At 70.8% G+C, this 17,641-nt stretch carries 16 protein-coding genes; 2 read left to right on the top strand and 14 right to left on the bottom strand.

The window, feature by feature from the left end; all coding sequences use genetic code 11:
• Positions 1-2: 2 nt before the first annotated feature.
• The 14 genes from ACQPZX_RS48535 to ACQPZX_RS48600 all read right to left on the bottom strand — a co-directional run bounded on the left by ACQPZX_RS48535 (position 3) and on the right by ACQPZX_RS48600 (position 16,732).
• Positions 3-716: a hypothetical protein gene (locus ACQPZX_RS48535; RefSeq protein WP_433371964.1), complete on the bottom strand. Its 714-nt coding sequence runs from the start codon at positions 714-716 to the stop codon at positions 3-5.
• The gene (locus tag ACQPZX_RS48540) at positions 703-1,713 is read right to left on the bottom strand and encodes a WxL protein peptidoglycan domain-containing protein (protein ID WP_433371967.1); all 1,011 of its coding nucleotides are present in this window, start codon (positions 1,711-1,713) and stop codon (positions 703-705) included. Before ACQPZX_RS48540 ends, ACQPZX_RS48535 begins: the two co-directional genes overlap by 14 nt.
• Before the next feature lie 68 nt (positions 1,714-1,781).
• Positions 1,782-3,362: an Ig-like domain repeat protein gene (locus tag ACQPZX_RS48545; RefSeq protein WP_433371970.1), complete on the bottom strand. Its 1,581-nt coding sequence runs from the start codon at positions 3,360-3,362 to the stop codon at positions 1,782-1,784.
• A 24-nt stretch (positions 3,363-3,386) separates the two neighbouring features.
• Positions 3,387-4,361 (bottom strand): hypothetical protein, encoded by a 975-nt coding sequence (locus tag ACQPZX_RS48550; RefSeq protein WP_433371973.1) that lies wholly within the window; start codon positions 4,359-4,361, stop codon positions 3,387-3,389.
• Between the two features lie 127 nt (positions 4,362-4,488).
• On the bottom strand, positions 4,489-6,906 hold the full coding sequence (locus tag ACQPZX_RS48555) for a hypothetical protein (protein WP_433371976.1): 2,418 nt from the start codon (positions 6,904-6,906) through the stop codon (positions 4,489-4,491).
• On the bottom strand, positions 6,903-8,528 hold the full coding sequence (pstS, locus tag ACQPZX_RS48560; RefSeq protein ID WP_433385976.1) for a phosphate ABC transporter substrate-binding protein PstS: 1,626 nt from the start codon (positions 8,526-8,528) through the stop codon (positions 6,903-6,905). Before pstS ends, ACQPZX_RS48555 begins: the two co-directional genes overlap by 4 nt.
• 2 nt (positions 8,529-8,530) lie before the next feature.
• Positions 8,531-9,775: a phosphate ABC transporter permease PstA gene (gene pstA, locus ACQPZX_RS48565; protein WP_433371979.1), complete on the bottom strand. Its 1,245-nt coding sequence runs from the start codon at positions 9,773-9,775 to the stop codon at positions 8,531-8,533.
• Positions 9,775-10,782 carry a phosphate ABC transporter permease subunit PstC gene (gene pstC / locus ACQPZX_RS48570; protein WP_433371982.1) on the bottom strand — a complete coding sequence of 336 codons (1,008 nt, stop codon included), beginning with the start codon at positions 10,780-10,782 and terminating at the stop codon, positions 9,775-9,777. Before pstC ends, pstA begins: the two co-directional genes overlap by 1 nt.
• A gap of 148 nt (positions 10,783-10,930) precedes the next feature.
• The gene (locus ACQPZX_RS48575) at positions 10,931-11,278 is read right to left on the bottom strand and encodes a hypothetical protein (RefSeq protein ID WP_433371985.1); all 348 of its coding nucleotides are present in this window, start codon (positions 11,276-11,278) and stop codon (positions 10,931-10,933) included.
• Positions 11,279-11,381: 103 nt separating this feature from the next.
• The gene (locus ACQPZX_RS48580; RefSeq protein ID WP_433371988.1) at positions 11,382-13,238 is read right to left on the bottom strand and encodes a primary-amine oxidase; all 1,857 of its coding nucleotides are present in this window, start codon (positions 13,236-13,238) and stop codon (positions 11,382-11,384) included.
• 37 nt (positions 13,239-13,275) lie between these two features.
• On the bottom strand, positions 13,276-14,502 hold the full coding sequence (locus ACQPZX_RS48585) for an MFS transporter (protein ID WP_433371991.1): 1,227 nt from the start codon (positions 14,500-14,502) through the stop codon (positions 13,276-13,278).
• Positions 14,503-14,506: 4 nt separating this feature from the next.
• Entirely contained in the window at positions 14,507-16,084 is a 1,578-nt protein-coding gene (locus ACQPZX_RS48590; RefSeq protein ID WP_433371994.1) for an FAD-dependent oxidoreductase, read from the bottom strand.
• On the bottom strand, positions 16,081-16,413 hold the full coding sequence (locus ACQPZX_RS48595; protein WP_433371997.1) for an ArsR/SmtB family transcription factor: 333 nt from the start codon (positions 16,411-16,413) through the stop codon (positions 16,081-16,083). Before ACQPZX_RS48595 ends, ACQPZX_RS48590 begins: the two co-directional genes overlap by 4 nt.
• Positions 16,414-16,501: 88 nt before the next feature.
• Positions 16,502-16,732 (bottom strand): hypothetical protein, encoded by a 231-nt coding sequence (locus tag ACQPZX_RS48600; RefSeq protein ID WP_433372000.1) that lies wholly within the window; start codon positions 16,730-16,732, stop codon positions 16,502-16,504.
• Positions 16,733-16,903: 171 nt separating this feature from the next.
• Between ACQPZX_RS48600 and ACQPZX_RS48605 the strand changes: the two genes are divergently transcribed.
• Both ACQPZX_RS48605 and ACQPZX_RS48610 read left to right on the top strand, forming a co-directional pair.
• Entirely contained in the window at positions 16,904-17,212 is a 309-nt protein-coding gene (locus ACQPZX_RS48605; protein WP_433385979.1) for an ArsR/SmtB family transcription factor, read from the top strand.
• A 16-nt stretch (positions 17,213-17,228) separates the two neighbouring features.
• Complete coding sequence (locus tag ACQPZX_RS48610; protein WP_433372002.1) at positions 17,229-17,636, top strand: arsenate reductase ArsC; 408 nt, start codon at positions 17,229-17,231, stop codon at positions 17,634-17,636.
• Positions 17,637-17,641: the final 5 nt, after the last annotated feature.

Consider the following 17,641-nt stretch of genomic DNA (forward strand, 5'->3'; position numbering starts at 1 on the left):
GGTCAGTTCCTCCCGGAATCCGCGGACCGGCGCCCGAAACGCCGTCCGATCTCGAAGGCCAGCAGGACGGCGGCGATCCCGGCGATCCAGCCGATCGGAAGACCGTCGTCCTCGGACGTGACAGCGGGCGCCGCGACCAGTTCGGTGGTGGTCGGCTCCGCTTCCTGAGGCACATCGCCGGCCGGCGCCGGCGGCGGCGCCGGCGAGGCGGCGGTCTGCGCCGGCGTGGGCGCCGCGGCCGCGGTGGTGGGCGCGGCGGCGGGCGCGGAAGTCATCGTGTTCTTGCCGGACGCCTGGTACTTCGTCGGCGACGTGAAGGTCAGCGCGCCGGTGAACTGCGCGAACTTGGTGCCGAGGAACGAGTCGATGCAGTAGACGGCGACGTCGTACCGGCCCTTGAGCGTGGTCTTGTTGTCGGCCGCGAAGTCCTTCATCGTCTGCGCGAAGTAGACGTCGAAGCCCTGGGTGCGCGACATCCCGGCGGCGGTCGGCGTGGTGACGATCTGGCCGTCCGCCGGGAAGCCGTGGCCCTTGGCGACCGCGAAGTAGCTGTCCGCCTCCGAGGGGCAGCCGGCCGACGTCCGCGCCTTGATCGCCGCCACGTCGATGCTGTTGGACGGGAAGAAGTCCAGGGTGCCGCTGGGCGCCGCCTGCGCGGCACCGGGGGTCGCCAACAGGATGACGGCGGTCGCGAGGATCAGGTCACGCGGTCGCACCGGCCACCCCCTTGGCCCGGCGGCGGCGCAGGTAGCGGGTGCCGAAGAAGGCGCCGGCGATCAGCAGGATCCCGCCGGCGATGGCGAGCAGCGTCCAGGAGACGGCCCAGAATCCGTGGTCGCGCTTGACCGCGTACACGGGAAGCTCTTGATCGATCTTCTGCGCGAGCGGGTCGGCGGTCACCGATCCGGTGAGCCAGATGGCCGGGAACGCGCCCTTGACCTCGGCGGTCATGTCGACGGCGTCGCCGGGCAGGATCTCGGGCACATCGGCGATGGCGTCGGCGGTCTTCTTGCCGCCCAGGAAGGACTTGACCGTCACCTTTTGGTGGGCGCCGAGCCGCACGTTGCCGGTGTTGCGCACCCGGTAGGTCACCGTGGTGGTGCCGGACGAGAACGGGTTGGCCTTCGGGTGGTACTTCGCGGTCAGCCCCTCGACCGCGAGCCGGGCCTCGAGCGCGCCGCTGACCCGCAGGTAGATGCGGGCGCCGACGCGCTGGTCGACGGCGACTTTGTTGCCCTTGGCATCGTTGCCGATCGAGGTGAGCGAGGCGACGATGCCGGCGGCGTGGTCGCCGGGCGTCGCACCGGCCGGCACCTTGAGGGTGAACGGGAGGATGATCCGGCCGCGGGCGGGCACCGTCACCGACGGGCGGGAGACGCTGACCCAGCTGCCGGCGTCGTCCGACTTGCCGCCGGCGGCGAGCAGGTCGAAGCCGCCGGTCCGCGGGGTGAACGCGTCGCTCGCGTACACCTTGAGGGTGAGCGGCTTGGTGCCGGCGTTGGAGATCTCCACCTGGTCGTTGAAGACGCCGCCGGGCGTGGCGCCGTACGCGAAGGTGGGCCGGTCGTCCGGGCCGTTCTTCCCGGTCGGGCGCAAGCCGAAGGTGGCTCGCCCGCCGCCGTTGGAGTCGCCCGGCGCGGCTTCGGCGGGTGCGCCGGAGACGAGGCCGAGCAGTACGCCAAGCAGGGCCGTGGCCGCAGTGGCTCGCCGCATTGTGGACCGTCCTTCGCGAAGGGAAAGGGTGGTGCGGGACGGATGGCGGTCCGCCCCGCACCGGTGCATCAGATGGCGGTGATGGTGAGCGTCGCCGAGTAGGTGCCGGCCACCGTGGTGGTCGGCGCCTGCAGGGAGACCGAGGCGCTCACGTGGGCCGTGCCCACACCCGCGCCGGAAGCGGCGGAGGCGAGGGTGCGGCTGCTGGCGAGGCCGACGCCGTTCGGCGCGGACGCGCCGGGCGCGATCGCGTCGGCCGGGGCGACCTGCTGGCCGGCGGCGACGGTCTGCGACGGCGACTTGTCGTCGACCTTCGGGGACCAACCGAGGTTGGCCGCGTTGATCGAGTGGTTGTTGCCGTCGGAGAAGTCGGACACCTGGCCCGCGACGTTCCAGCCCAGGTTGCCGGCACGGGTGTCGGTGACCGTGAGCTGGTGCAGGTTGCCGCCCGTGGTCAGCTTCGACGCGTCGGCCGCGAGGGCCGGGGCCGGGAGCACAACCGCGTCGGTGTTGGCCACGCTGATCGTCAGGGCGCCGCTCTCCACGGTGGTGGAGATGGTCTGCGACGCGGCGCCGCCGGTGAACGGCGAGACGGTCAGCGGGAAGGCCGGCGACTCGGAAGCCGCGTAGTCACCCGAGTTCGCCGGGACGAAACGGGCGGCCAGCGAGTGGGAGCCCTCGGCGAGGCTGCTCGTGGTGAGCGTGGCGGCGCCGTTGGACACGGTCACGGCGGCGCCCAGGTTCTGGCCGCCGTCGAGGAACTGCACCTTGCCCGGGGCGCCCGACGGGGTGACCGTCGCGCTCAGGGTGACCGGCGTGAACTTCTCGACCGAGCCGCTCGGGTTGACCGACAGCGCGGTGGTGGTCGCGGTGGCCGGCGCGGCGTTCACCACGAGGGTGGAGGCCGCCGACACCGAGCTGTTGATCCCGGAGCTGGTGCTGGTGAACGCGGCGGTGATCGAGTGCGAGCCCGCGGTCAGCGCCGCCGTGGTCAGGGTGGCCACGCCACCGCTGACGGTGACCACGCCGCCCAGGTTGTTGGCGCCGTCCTTGAACTGGACCGTGCCGGTGGCCGTGGCCGGGGCCACGGTCGCCTTCAGGGTCACGCTCGTGCCGGCGTCGACCGGGCCGGCCGGGGTGATCTCGAGCGCGGTGCTCGAGGGCTGCGACGCGGCCGGGTCGGTCGACTGGTAGGCGGTCGCCGACGTGAAGTAGAAGGCGCCGGTGAAGGTGCCCTTCACATCCTGCGAGAACCCGTCGATGCAGTAGATGGTGAGGTCGTACTCGCCGGCCACGATCGTCGTGCCCAGCTCCTCGGCGATGTCCTTGAAGGTGTTCTCGACCTGGACGTCGAAACCGTCGTCGGTCGAGAAGTTGACCGTCTGCGGCTTGACGACCTGGGTGCCCGCGGCGAACGCGCCGGGGCCGGTCAGGACGCCACGGTAGGAGTCGGAGTCGGTGGAGCAACCGGCCGAGGTGTGCACCTTGGCAGCGGTCAGGTCGGTGCCGGTGGCCGGGCTGTTGGTGAGGGAGCCAAGGGTGCCGGCCGGCGGAGCGGCCTGCGCGGCACCGACGCCGACACCGAGGACGGTCGCGGCGGTCACAGCGGTGATGACCGCGCCGCCGGCGATGCGGGACTTGATACGCATTTATCTAACTCGCCTTCGAGTCGATCAGGGCGTGCGGAGGGTGGTGTCACCACACGAGGCGTTCGGCGCGAAGCCGTACTTCTTGATCGTGTTGGCGTTGGTGCAGACGAGCGAGTTGGAGCCGACGAAGACCTGAGAAACGGTCGAGTCGCCCAGCTTGTTGACCGGGACGACGTTGTAGACGTCGCGGATCATGCTCGAGGAGGTGTTGAGCACGGTCGGCGCGATGCCGTCCATCTGGCCCAGCACGACCTTGCCGTGCACGTCCGGAACGACCGAGGTGGTCTGCGCCAGGTACTGCGCGATCGAGTAGGGCACGACCTGCTTCACGTCGGTGACCAGGGCGCCGTTGTTCTCCTGCAGCGGCTGGTTGGTCGCGTCCACCTGCTTGATGCAGGTGTGGTTGGGCTGCGAGGTGAAGTCCGCGACGTCGGTGAACCCGAGCGACTTCAGGAAGAAGCTGCGGGTGCCCGAGCCGAACTGGGGCAGCAGCGGCTGGTAGTTCGCGCCGGCGCCGCAGTTGTAGATCGTGGTCAGGTTGGCCTTGCTCAGCGTGCGGGAGATGCCGCTGTCGCTGCGCACGGCGTAGGTGACCGCGTCCACCGCGAACGGGATGTAGGCGAGGTTCTTACCGGCGTACGACGACGCGTTGTTGCTCGACGAGCGCGCGAAGTCGAGGCAGCCGTTGGCGGCGTCCTGGGACGCGACCAGGGCGGTGACACCGTTGCCCGAGCCGGCCGGCCGGTTGATGACGCAGCCGGTCTCCTTGGTCTGGATGGTGGCGCTGCCGAAGGCGTCGTAGGAGCCGATCACCTTGACGCCGTTGATCGTCACCACCTGGGAGAGGCCGTTCATGACGCCCTCGGTGGTGTCCGAGCCGACACCGGCGAGGGTGCGGTAGGTGGGCGACCCGGTCGGGTCGGCCGACGCGGGGGAGGCGGTGAAGGCGAGAGCCCCTACCAGGCCTACCCCGACGACAGCCAGGAACCTTTTGTTCACTGCGGCTATCCTTTTCTGTGCGAATGCGAGTCGGGCTGGCGCCCGGCCCGTTCCCGGCAGCTACCGGCTGCCGGTGCTGTGGCCAGGAGTTCCCGCTCCTGGCCACAGACGTCTCAGAGTCGGTTCGCTACCGACCCCCTCTCCGGGCCCGGAGCAGGATGATCGGGCCGGCGAGCGCCGCGACCAGGCCGACGAGCAGCGCCGTGATCAGGGCGTACCGCAGGTTTCCGACGGGATGCCCGGGTGTCGGGTTGGTCTGGGCGACCGGCACGGGCGAGCCGTGGCCGGACGGGGTGGGCGCCGCCGGCGCCATGCTCGGCGCCGCGCCGGCGGCGGGCACCGAGGCCTTGGTCGGCTTGGGCGTGGCCGGCACCCCGGTGGCGGTGCCGCCGCCCATCGGGGGCGTCGTCGTGGCGGTGGTGACCGGAGTCACGATCTGGCCGGCGTCCTTCTCGATCGTGTCGGCCGCGCGCAGCGTGACGGCGCGCAGGCCCTCCGGCATCGGGGCGTACCCGAACGGCAGCGTGCCGGGCTCGACGCCCGGGGTCTGGCCGTCGGCCGCGGCGTACCGCAGCAGGTCGGCGTAGTCCTTGCCGGCGTCGGTCGTGATCGCCGACGGCACGGTGGCCGCGTAGACGACCGTGGTCAGCGGGTACGCCGACGGGTTCTTCGTGTTCGCGTCGGGCAGCAGCACGTCCGGCACGGTCTTCGACTGCTGCATCGTGCCCACCCCGGCGAGCAGGCCGGCGTTGTTCGGCGCCACGAACTGCTTGGCGTTGTTGCGCAGCTGGGCCACCGGAAGGCCGTACCGGTCGGCGGTGGCCACGTCGGTGACCGCGAAGACCGCCCGCTTGCCCGGCGACTGCGGCGGGCCCTTCTTCCAGCCGATGACCGCGCCGGTCGCGTCCCGCGAGGTGGCGTTGTGCACCAGCGTGTCGCCGCGGGCCGCGAAGCGCGCCGCGTCGTGCATGTTGTTCGCGTACGGGTGCATGTCGAGCGTGCACCAGTCGTGGTCCTTCTGGTCGTCCGCCCGCAGCTTGATGCAGTACAGGTCGCTCTTCGGGAAGTTGTCCCGCGGCCAGGTCTGCACCTTGTAGACCGGGTTGACCTTCATGCCCCACGGGTCGGGGGTGCCGCTCAGGAACTTCCGCGCCTCGTCGTCGGCGAGGATCCACTGCCACAGCCGGGTCGCCAGGTCGTTCTGGCCGAGCGGCACGAGCATGTCGCCGATCGGCAGGTTCAGCTGCTTCTTGAAGTCCGGGTTGAGCTCGGTGAACTCGGGGTCGCTGCCGATCGACTGCGGGTTGTCCTGCACCGTCTCCCGGGTGAAGTCGGCGCCCGACCGGTATGACTGGGTCAGCAGCTTGGCGATCAGGCGCGGGGTCAGCTTGAGATCCGATATTCGCCGGCCCTCGTGCAGCCGGTCGTCGTCGGTGGCGTCGATGTTGGACTGCCACTCCACATTCAGCGCGATCACCAGCCCGGAGACCGCGACCGGGGCGTACACCTGGGGCGCCTGGGGATTCGGCAACGCCGGGTCGTCGACGAAGACCATGCCCGGGTCGGGGCTGGTCAGGCTCAGGCGGGCCAGGTCGTCGGTGACCTGGGAGTAGCCGTACACCCGGCCGCCGTCGTCGCAGAGCGCCGGCTGCCAGCGCAGGATCGCCTCGGTCATCGCCTCGGCGCCGACCGTGCGCCGCTCAGCCGTGCCGATCGGGCAGGGCTTGCCGATGGTCTGGAAGTTCAGCGGGACCGTGAGGTGCTTGTCCCAGTTGGTCTTCTCGAGCGGGGACGAGTCGAGCCACTTGTGCAGCAGGCCGTCGCCGGACTTGCCGTTGATCTCGGTCTTGCCGCGCGGCACGATCACCAGGAAGCACGGCCGGGAGGTGCCGTCGGTCATCTCCTCGCCGCAGCCCAGACCGGGCGCCTCGGCTCCGGTCTGCACCTCGAAGAACTCCTCGCCGGTGCCGTTCGCGAGCGTGCGGCCGTACGGGATCTCGTTGGTCGTGGTGTTGTCGAAGAACTCGCCACCGCCGCCGGCGTCGTTGGTGACGCCGGTGACCGAGGAGAAGGGCACGTAGGTCGGCGTGCCGTCGGTGTGCGGCTTGATCGGCTCGTTGGGGTCGACCCAGTCCTTCACGCTGCCGTCGGGCTGCTTGACCGAGCCGAAGTTGCTGCCGTAGTTGATCTGCCGGCTGCCGGTCCACTGGCCGCCGCGGTTGTCGGTGAACAGCGCGCCGTACTGGCACTGGGTGCGGTCGGGGCCGGTCGCGAGGTCGCCCCAGCACTGCATGATCTGCAGGTAGTCGGTGAAGACGCCGGTGTCCACGGTGGGCGTTCCGCCGGTCCAGGAGACCGTGATCACCTGGTTGATCAGGTTCCTGGTCTGGCTGACGGTGACCTTGAGGTCCTTGAACTCTCCGGTGCCCGAAACGGTGACCGCCGAGCCCTCGTCGGCGGCGACCGCCGCGGCCTGCGGGTACACCAGCGCGGTCAGCGCGGCCAGCACGCCGGCGAGCAGCGCCGCGGCCCACTTGCGGCTCATCGCCGATCACCCCGGTTGAGCATGCGCGCGATCAGCGGCGGGCCGACGGTGAGGCCGAGCAGCAGGCCGCAGGCCACGATGATCAGGACCAGCTTGAGCGTGGGATCGAGCTGGTTGGAGAGCGAGACCGGGATGGCCGAGACGCTGTCCACGCCGCCCCCGCCGGCGCCGCCGACCACCTGGCCGGTGTCCGGGTCGATCGCCCCGCCCGTGTCACCCCCGGTCGCTGCGCCACCGGCGGCCGCCGACGATGACGACGCCGTGGGATTGGGGCCCCGCGTGGCCGTACTCGTCGGCTTGCTGGTGTTGTTGTTCTTGGTCCCGGTGGTCGGGGTGTCGCTCGTGGCGCCCGCTGTCCCGGTCGTGCATTGCGTGGGGCCGACCTTGTCGCACGCCTTCGGCTGTGGCGCCTTCTTGGCCAGCGTGTTCGTGCCGTCGGTGGAGAACGTCGGGTTGTTGCATTTCTTGATGTTGACGTTCTGCGCGTCGACGCCCGGGATGCGGCGCACCTGGTCGAGACCCGCCTGCACCAGGTTGATCGGCAGCGGCGAGTAGCCGAGCTTGTCCGCCTGCTGCTGGCCCTCGCAGAGGAAGTAGTACGAGAAGTCGCCGAGCGTCTTGCCCTTGGCCTTCTTGAACCGGGTGTTCTCCTGGTCGACCGGCAGCAGCATGTAGCTGTAGCTGGACAGCGGGTACGTGCGCGGGTCGCCGTACGCGTAGACGCCGCGCAGGTCCTGGGTCAAGTAGTCGGGCGAGCTCTTGTTCGTGTTGATCTTCGCGGCGAGCAGCGCCACCGCCACCGACTGCGCGGTCGGCTCGATGTAGTAGTCGCTCTTGTTGCGGATCTTCGCGACCGGGAAGTGCGCGTAGAGGGCGTACGAGTACTCGACGTACGTGATCGCGCCGAGCCCCGCGTCCTGGGCCACGTAGCCGGCGACGCTCTGCGAGCCGGACTGCGCGGTCGTCGCGCTGCCCGGGATCGTCGGGTAGATCGAGGTGATCCCGCACGGGGTCTTGCGGCCGGCCTTGGCGCAGTACGCGTTCCAGATCGACGGGTACTGGTTGCTCAGCCAGGTGGTGAACTGGGCCGTGGTGCCGGAGCCGTCGGAGCGCACGACCGGCACGATCTTGCGGGCCGGCAGGGCGAGCCCGGGGTTGTCTTGCTTGATCGCCGGGTCGTTCCAGACCGTGATCACGTTGGTGAAGATCTTGGCGAGCGTGTCGCCGGAGAGGCGCAGGTTCGTCACCTTGTTCGCGCCGATCTTCAGGTTGTACATGAAGGCGGTGCCGCCGGCGACGATCGGCATGTAGGCGAACGGGAACTTCGGGCGCGCCTCGGCGGCGGCGTTGTCGTCCTTGCCGTACGGGATCTCCGAGACGCCGAAGTCGGTCAGGCCGCTCGCGAACTGGTTGCGGCCGTCGGTCGAGCCCGTGCCGGCGTAGTCGATGCGCATGCCGTACTGCTGGACGTTGGACGCCCACTGCCGGATCGCGTTCTCACTCCAGGTCGATCCGGCGCCGTTGACCGGCACGTAGGCGGCCGCCGCCGGCAGCTGGTAGCCCAGCACCAGCGCCAGGGCCGCCGCGGCCGCGACAACGGCGCGGGTGACGCGCCTCAGCATGATCACTGTTCCTCATTTCCGGTGGTGCTGGTGGTGCTCATCGCTGGTGGCAGTTGCTCGGCGTAGAGGTTCACGCCGGGCAGGATCGGCTGGGGTACGTGGCGTCGGTTGAACCGCGCCAGATCCCGCGCCGAGGCCCGGGCCCGCGCCCGGAGCTGCCGGTTCGAGAGGTCCTGCGGCCCGCGCCCGCCGATCAGCCGGGCGATCACGAAGAGCAGCAGCACCAGCAGGAGCAGCAGCGCCGCGGTGCCGAACCCGCGCGCCACCACGGTCGGCTGCGGCGACTTGACCAGCGTGAACGTGGCCAGCGGCAGGGAGACCTGAGGGCCGTGGAAGGGGTCGGCGTTCAGCGCCGCCGAATACCCGGCGGTCAGCAGCACCGGCGACGTCTCGCCGATGCCGCGCGCGGTGGCCAGGATGATCGCGGTGGCCAGGCCGGGCCGCGCGGTCGGCAGGATGACCGTGCGGACCGTGCGCCACCGGCTGGCGCCCAGCGCGAGCGACGCCTCCTTGAGGTTGCCGGGCACGAGCCGCAGCACCACGTCGGCGGCGCGAATCATGATCGGCAGCATCATCACGCTGATCGCCAGCGAGGCCGCGACGCCGGACTTCTCGAAGCCGAGGATCAGCAGCACGGTCGCGTAGATGAACAGACCGGCCACGATGGACGGCAGCGCGGTCATCGCCTCGACGATCGTGCGCACGAAGCGGGTGAAGCCGCCGCGCAGCTCGGAGAGGAACAGCGCGCAGAGCAGGCCGAGCGGCACCGTGATGCACAGCGCCAGGCCGATCTGCTCGAGCGTGCCGACCACCGCGTGCAGGGCGCCGCCGGTGGTGAGCGGCTCGAGCGGCCCGGCCCGGGTCAGGTCCTGGGTGAAGAAGTTCAGGTGCGTGTACGCCGACCAGCCCTTGATGAACGTGAACGCCACCACGAAGCCGAGGGCCAGCAACAGCAGCGCGGCCAGCCCGTGCACGATCGCGCCGACGATCCGGTCGCGCACCGCCGGGCCGTCGCCGTCCAGCCAGACCAGCACGGCGTAGAAGGCCAGGAACATCAGGAACGAGACGACCACGAAGCCGAGCAGCCCGGAGAACGGCGCCAGCCAGTAGAAGATCAGCGCGGTGGCGCTGATCCCGGCGGCCAGGGCGCCGAAGACGAGCGCGCGGTCCTCGCTGGAGACCGTGGCGGTGACGCGGCGGACCTCCGGCTCGAGGGGTTCGGGCTGTATGCCCGGGACGACCGTCATCACGCCTCGCTCTCGGCGCCGGACCGGCTGCGCGCCACGATCGAGCCGGCCGCGAAGTTCACGACCAGCGTCATCAGGAACAGCGCCACGCCGGCCGCCATCAGCGCGGAGAGCGCGACCGGCCCGGATTCGCCGTAGCGCAGGGCGATCAGCGCCGACACCGAGTTGGCGCCGTTCTGCAGGATGTGCGGCTGGATCACGAAGACCGGCGAGATGATCAGGTAGACCGCGATGGTCTCGCCGAGCGCCCGGCCCAGGCCGAGCATTGTTCCGCCGATCATGCCGCCCTTGCCGAACGGCAGGACGACCGAGCGGATCATCCCCCAGCGGGTGGCGCCCAGCGCGTACGCGCCCTCGCGCTCACCGATCGGCGCCTGGGAGAACGCCTCCCGCATGATCGAGCAGATCACCGGGGCCACCATCATCGCGACCACCATCCCGGCGATGAACGTCGACGACGTGTAGACCGTCTCGGTGGCCAGCGGGTCGCGGGGGTCCGAGCCGGTCACCTTGAACAGCGGGAACCAGGCCAGGTAGGTGGAGAGCCAGCGGGCCAGGCCGATCACGTGGCCCTGCAGGAACGCGAAGCCCCACAGGCCGTACACGACGCTCGGCACCGCGGCCATCAGGTCGATCATGTTGATCAGCCACCGGCACAGCCGCTGCGGCGCGTATTCCGAGACGTACAGCGCCATCCCGGTGGCCAGCGGCACCGCGATGCTGATGGCCACGGTCGCGATCAGGATGGTGCCGGTGAGCACGGCGGCGATGCCGAAGTGGCCCGAGTCGGGCTCCCACTCCTCGGTGGTCAGGAACGACCAGCCGGCCAGGCGCAACGCGTTGATGGCCTTGCTGAACAGGAAGGCGCCCACCATCGCCATCAGCACCAGCACCGCCGCGCCGGCACAGCGCAGCACGATGCGGAACACCTTGTCCTGTCCGCCGGACGGCCGGAGCCGGCGCCGCCGCTCCGGCGCCGCCACAGCCTCGAGCGGCGCGCTCGTCATACCCGTCCCCTGCCTGACGTGACTCTGGGGTAACTCCGTGCGCGCTCAGAGAAACGATGTTGGCTTTCGGCAGACCCGGGGTTCGGTTAACGACGGACGAATGCGCGCCATGGTTTGGCGCGGGAACGGACGAGAGGGTGTGCAACGCTCACCGGCGCGGGTCGAGCCCCACGAGTTCCGCGGACGGGATCAGATCGAGGGCTATCGTTGCAGCTTGCTCGGCCTGGATGCGCCGCTGATAGTCACGGCTGGAGACGGCGGCGACGGCCTCGCCGGCCAGGATCCGCCAGCTCCACGAGGACGGCCCGGCGCGGACGATGACGACCCGCAGGCTGGCGATGTCGCGCTGGAGCCGGAGCACGGCGGCCTGGCAGGCCTCGGCGTCCGGATAGCCGACGGGCGCCCGGCCCAGGTCACGGTTGTTGGTGGCCAGCAGCCGCCAGCTCATCGAGCCGTCCACCCGGTGCCGAAGTATGCGAAAGCGCGCTGCTGCCACGAGATCTCCTTGAGGGGCGCGCGAGAGAGATCATCGCGCGCCCCATACCGTGGCGGCCTTCCGTACACAGCCGACGCACAGCGAGTGAACAGCAGGCTTCCGGTCAGTGGCAGTGCCGCGCCGCCGACTTCGGAACGTCGAGCGCCGGGTTCCGATCGAAGAACCCGGACGGCTTGAGCGTGAACCCGGCGTAGTCGACCGGCATGATCGGCCAGTCCTCGGTGCGCGGGAAATGGGTCAGGCCGAACGTGTGCCAGAGGACGATGTCCTCGCCGTCGATCGGCCGGTCGGCCGCCGTCCAGGCCGGCAGCCCGGCGCCGGCCGGGCTCTGGTTGACCAGATCACCGGCCGGATAGCGCTCGTCGGGCGAGTACCGGGTGACCCAGAGGTGCCGGGTGGCGAAGGCCGCGCGGGCGTGGATGGACGACGACTCGTCGGCGAGCAGCAGCGGCAGCCCCGCCGGGTGCAGCGCGTAACCGACCGGCTGACCGAGCCGGTTGGTGACCTCCGGGTTGACCACCTGCCAGACCCGGCCGGCCGCCGGGTCGGCGAGCCGCTGCCCTTCCGACTCGCTGGCGAGCCGGGTCGCGCGGCGGGCGAAGGCGTTGCCGTACGGGTTGTCCGGCCCGACCGGCACCCGCACCGCGTCGATCTCGTCGACCGCGTTGCGCACGCCGTCCACTGTCATGTCCAGCCGCGCCGAGAACAGGTGCTGATGGAAAGGCGCGCCGAGCCCGGGGGCGATCTCCGTCGCGTACGGATAACCCGCGCCTGGATACGACGACGTGAAGACCACGCCGGTCGCCTTGGCCTCGAGCTGGATCGTCCCGTCGAGGTAGAGATACCAGTAGAAGCCGTAATCGTAGTTGCCGATCGTCACGAAGAACGAGACGACCAGGCGGCGCTGCCGGCGGGTCTCGGACATCTCGTTGAAGAGGTCGGTGTGCTTCCACAGCACGCCGTAATCCTCCTCGTGCATGCAGATCGCGTTCGGGATGACCCGCGGCGCGCCCAGCTCGTCGATGAGCGTCGCGTCGAAATAGTGAATCTCGCCGAGGCAGTCGCAGCCCAGCTCCAGCGGGTTGGTGTACCGCGCGAACAGGTACTCCCCCGTGTCGAAGTAGTTCTGCCAGAACCGGGCCGGCGACGGGTCGGCGTACGGCACCACCATCTCGGCGATCGACGCGCGGTAGACGATCGGCCGCCCGTCGAACGAGATCTGGTTGAGGATCAGCCCCTCGCGCATGTCGAAGCCGATCCGCAGCTGCCACTTCTCCCAGGTCACCACGTCGTCCTCGACGGTGAAGCTGGGACCGTCCGGCTGCGTGATCTCGATCGCCTTGAGGGTCTCGCGCGGCGGCACCTCCCATTCCGCCTTCTCCCGCGGGATCGGGTGCTGCTCATGGTCGTGCACGGCCAGCGCGATGCGCCCGGTCAGGTCCACATAGGCGACAAGACCGTCGATCGGGTACGCCCACACGAGCTCCTTCGGGTCCGGCTGATGGAACGCCAGCACCCGGATCATCCGCCGCCCCGCCTCGTCGGCGTAGTCGAAGTTGCCGGCCGAGAGCGGGCAGGCCCGCACCTCCTCGACCGGCAGACCCCGCTTCTCGAGCGCCGCCAGCCACTCCGGCGATTCGGCCAGGATCTCCTCGATGACCATGAACTCCTCATCGAGAATCGGCAGCTGGCCCGCCGCCGCGTCGAGCTCGGTGATCGCGACGATCGCGCCGGCGCTGAGGTCGATCCGGCAGTCCCGGCCCAGGCCCGTCGCCCGGTCGAGCAGCAGGACGCGCACCTCGCGCGGCACGGTCCCGCCGGCCAGCACCAGGCTCTTCTCCGGCTCGATCAGCCCGAGATAGGCGAAGCGGGTGCTCTCGGCGAGCGCGCCGGCCTTCTCGAGGAGCGACCGGGCGGCATGGATCTCTTCTGCGGTGAGCCGGGCGAGGGGGTGCGACATGCGGCTTCCTCCAGAGTGGTGGGTCAGCCGCGTCAACCTATCGCCGGATTGTTTCGCTTTCCAGGGCCGATCCGCGGAACGGTGTGCCCGCCTGGGCGAGGATCCCGGCCGCGGCCAGCAGGCACAGCCCGCCGACGGTGACGAGGACCGGCAGGTAGCCGCCGGTGCCGGTGTACAAAGCCGCGGCGGCCAGCGGCGCGGTGGCCTTGGCGAGGGTGACCGGCGCGGCGAGGGTGCCGGCGATGCTGGCGTAGGCCGTGGTGCCGTACCGGTCGGCCAGCAGCGCGGGGGTGGCGAGGCTGGCCACGCCGAACCCGATGCCGAACCCGATGACCGCGGCGATCGCGCCGGGCCGGGTCGCGGCCGCCCAGGGCAGGGCGAGCGCGGCGGCGGCCTGGATGGTGAAGACGACGGCGACCACATGGGACAGGCGTAGCCGGCGTTGGGCGGCGGTGAGCACGAGCCGGCCGGTCACCGACAGCACGCCGAGCAGCCCGGCCACCGTCGCGGCAAACGTCGCCGAGTGGCCTTCGCCGACCAGGTAGCCGACAAGATGGACGGTCATGGTGCTCATCGCGGCGGCGTGCGCGACGAACGCGACGGCCAGGCACCAGAACCGGACGTCGCGCCGGGCCGCGCGGACCAGACCGCGCCGGTGTGCCGGGGTCGCCGGCCCGGCCGGAAGCGTTCCCGGCGGCGGGCGGCGCACCACGCCGGCGTGCAGTGGCACGGCGATCGCGGCATAGCCGGCGGCGAGCAGCAGCAGGGTGGCCCGCCAGCCGTAGCGGTCGTTAAGAAGGCCGGTCAGTGGCATGAAGATCGTGCTGGCGAACCCGGCCACGACGATCATCGTCAGGAGCGCACGCGGCCGCCGGCCGGTGTCGAACCAGGACACGACCACGGCGGTGGCCGCGTCGTAGAGGGCCATCGCCATGGCCGCCCCGAGGCCGGCGAACACCAGGTACAGCTGCCACAGCGCCTGCACCTGCGACCAGGCCACCAGCAGCGCGGCGCCGGCGGCCGCGCCCAGAGTCATCAGAGCGCGGCCGCCGTGCCGGTCGAGCCAGCGGCCCACCGGCACGGCCATGGCCGCCCAGGCGAGCACCGCGGTGGTGAACGCGCCGGTGACCGCCGCCGGCGACGCGTGCAGCCCGGCGGCGATCGGGTGCAGCAGGACGGCGAAGCTGTAGTACAGACAGCCGTACCCGACGGTCTGCGTGATCGCGAACACCGCCACGATCCGCCAGTTCTGCCCGGTCCACACCCGGTCAGCCGCAGCAGCTGCCCGAGGCCGTGCCGATGGTGTCTTCGCCGAGGATCGGGTTGCTGTTGCAGACGCCGGTCTCGGGCAGATCCAGCTGCACGTCACGGGCCGTGGCCCAGTCGCCGGCCAGGGCCGCGACCACCGATCGGGCCTGCTCGTATCCGGTGGCCAGCAGGAACGTCGGCGCGCGCCCGTAGGACTTGACGCCGATCGCGTAGTAGCCAGGCTCGGGATGGGTGAGCTCGTCGACGCCGTGCGGCGGGACGGTCCCGCAGGAGTGCTCGTTGGGGTCGATCAGCGGGGCGAGCGCGCGGGTCGAGCCGAGGATCGGGTCGAGGTCGAGCCGCAGCTCGGACACGATGCCATGGTCCGGCCGGAAGCCGGTCGCGGAGACGATCCGATCCGCGACCACCGTGCGGGCGCCGTCGGACACCTCCACCCGGCCGGCGGTCTCGTCGAGGCGCCGGATGCTGAACCCGGTGAGCACCGTGATGGCGCCGGATTCGACGTGCTGGCGCAGCCGGGTGCCGAGCGCGCCACGGGCCGGCAGGGCGTCGGCCGTCTCGCCACCGTAGACGCGTGCCGCCGACGCCGAGCGGATCGCCCAGGTGACGGTGGTGCCCGGCGCCTGCTCGGCGAGCTCGGCCAGGGAGAGCAGCGTGTTGGCGGCGGAGTGCCCGGCTCCGACGACGAGAGTGCGGCAGCCGGCGAAAAGGTCGCGGTCGCGACCCAAGACGTCCGGCAGAGCATTGCTGACGTACGGCGAAACGCGCGTCTCGCCGTACGCGGGGATGCCCGAGGCTCCGAGCACGTTCGGGGTGTTCCAGGTGCCGGAGGCGTCGAGGACCGCGCGGGCCAGGATGTCCTCGCCGCCGGCCAGGCGGATCAGGAACGGCGTGCTCTCGCGACCGGCGGTCCGGATCCGGTCGAGACCGAGGCGGGTCACCGCAACCGCGCGCGCGGCATAGCGGATGTGCGGCCGAAGCGCGGGCAGCTCGGCGAGGGGCCGCAGGTAGTCGTCGGCGAGCTCGGCGCCGGTGGGCAGCCGGTCGTCCTCCGGGCGGGCCCAGCCGGCGTCGGCAAGGAGCTTCGCGGCGGCGCTGTCGATGTTGTACCGCCAGGGTGAGAAGAACCGGACGTGGCCCCACTCGCGGACGGTGGCGGCCGGGGAATCGCCGCCTTCGAGGACGACGAAGGAGAGGCCGCGCTCGGCGAGATGAGCGGCGGCGGCGAGGCCGACGGGTCCGGCGCCGATGACGGCGATGGGCAGGTGATCGAGCTGGGTGGCCACGGGTGTCTCCTGATCAGTCGATGACCGGGCTGCGACGTTCGATGAGGACGACGTCACGCCAGCGGTTGTTCCGGGTCTGGTGCCGGCCGAGATCGCCACCCAGCCGACCACCGCGCCGCGGTCGTCGACGGCGACGAAGCGGTGGCCGGGAAGCTTGCCGGCGTCGAACGCGGCCCAGGTGGGTGCGGTGTGCTCGAAGCTGGCGTCCCCGCCGTTCATCCCGGCCTGGTAGATGGCCAGGACCGCGGGCGCGTCGGCCGGCGTCATCGGCCGGATTGTCAGGTCGCTCATGCGCAGACCCCGGGCGCGGCCGGAGCGGGCCGGCCCATGACGACGTCGGCGGCGGACGGAAAACAGTCGATGCAGTTCGTGTTGATCCGGTAGTGCCGGGCGTTGCCCACTGCCTCGACGAGCACGAACCGCACCTCGGTGAGGATCTTCAAGTGCTGCGAGACGGTCGATTGCGCCAGCCCGGCCGCGGCGACTATCTCGCCCACCGGCATCGGCCGCCCCTGTCTCGCGAGGTATTCCACGATCTGCACCCGCGACGGGTCCGCCAGGGCCCGGAACCAGGACGCGTAGGTCTCCGCGGTCGCGCGGTCGAGGAGGTCGGCCACCATCCATCCTCTTCATCGTCTATCGCCGATCAACGATGAGAGCCTAGCCGCGCGGGGTCGACCTGGGCGAGCAGGGCGTCGAGGCCGGTACTCATCCGCAGCAGCCTTGGCCGGCGGCGACCGCCGTGGACTTCGCGGCGCTGCCGCAGCACGAGCTTTCCGCCGCGGCCTCGGCCTGGGTCCCGCAGCACGGCCCCGGCTCCGGGAGCGCGAGAGCGCTCTGTGGCGGGTTGCCGCAGCAGCCACCGGTACCGGCCACGGTCAAAGCCTCGGCGGGATCGCCGGCGAAGCCACCACGGGCGGCGGCGTCGGTGTCGGTCATAAGAAGTCTCCTTTCGCGAAGCGTGAGAGCGGATTCGATAACCATCGGATTCGACGATTGTCGAATCCGACGTTTGCACGCGGATTCGATACATGTCAAGCTCGACGTGTGTCGAAACCATCCGCATCGGTGAACCTGCTCGCCCCCGAGGCCGCGTCGTGCTGCCCACCGATGGCGCAGCAACAGGTCGACGCCGCGTCCGCGGCAACGTTGGCGGTGGCCTTCAAGGCCCTGGCCGACCCGGTTCGGCTCCAGCTCATGTCGATGATCGCGTCGGCGCCCGGTGGGGAGATCTGCGTCTGCGATCTGACTCCCGCGTTCGAGGTGTCGCCGTCAACCATCTCGTACCACCTGAAGACGCTGCGTGACGCCGGCCTCGTCGACGCCGAGCGCCGCGCCAGCTGGGTCTACTACCGCCCCCGGCCCGGCCTGATGCGGCAGCTCGCCACCCTGCTCACCCCGCAGGACGCCGACGCCTAGCGGCGCCTGCCGGCCGATGAGTGACAAGCCCAGCGTCCTGTTCGTCTGCGTGCACAACGCCGGCCGTTCCCAGATGGCCGCCGGCTGGCTCCGTCATCTGGCCGGCGACGCCGTCGAGGTCCGCTCGGCCGGCTCCGAACCGGCCGAGCAGATCAACCGGTCCGCGGTCGAGGCCATGCGTGAGGTCGGCATCGACATCACCGGCCAGACGCCGAAGAAGCTGGCGTACGAGACCGCCGAGGACTCCGACGTCATCATCACGATGGGCTGCGGCGACGCGTGCCCGGTCTTCCCGGGCAAGCGCTACGAGGACTGGAAGCTCGACGACCCGGCGGGCAAGGACGTCGAGGCCGTCCGCCCGATCCGCGACGAGATCAGGACCCGCGTCGAGGCGCTCCTGGCCGATCTCGTCCAGAAGCCGTGAGCGAG

It is taken from the genome of Actinoplanes sp. CA-142083 (assembly GCF_050942195.1).
GTDB lineage: Bacteria > Actinomycetota > Actinomycetes > Mycobacteriales > Micromonosporaceae > Actinoplanes.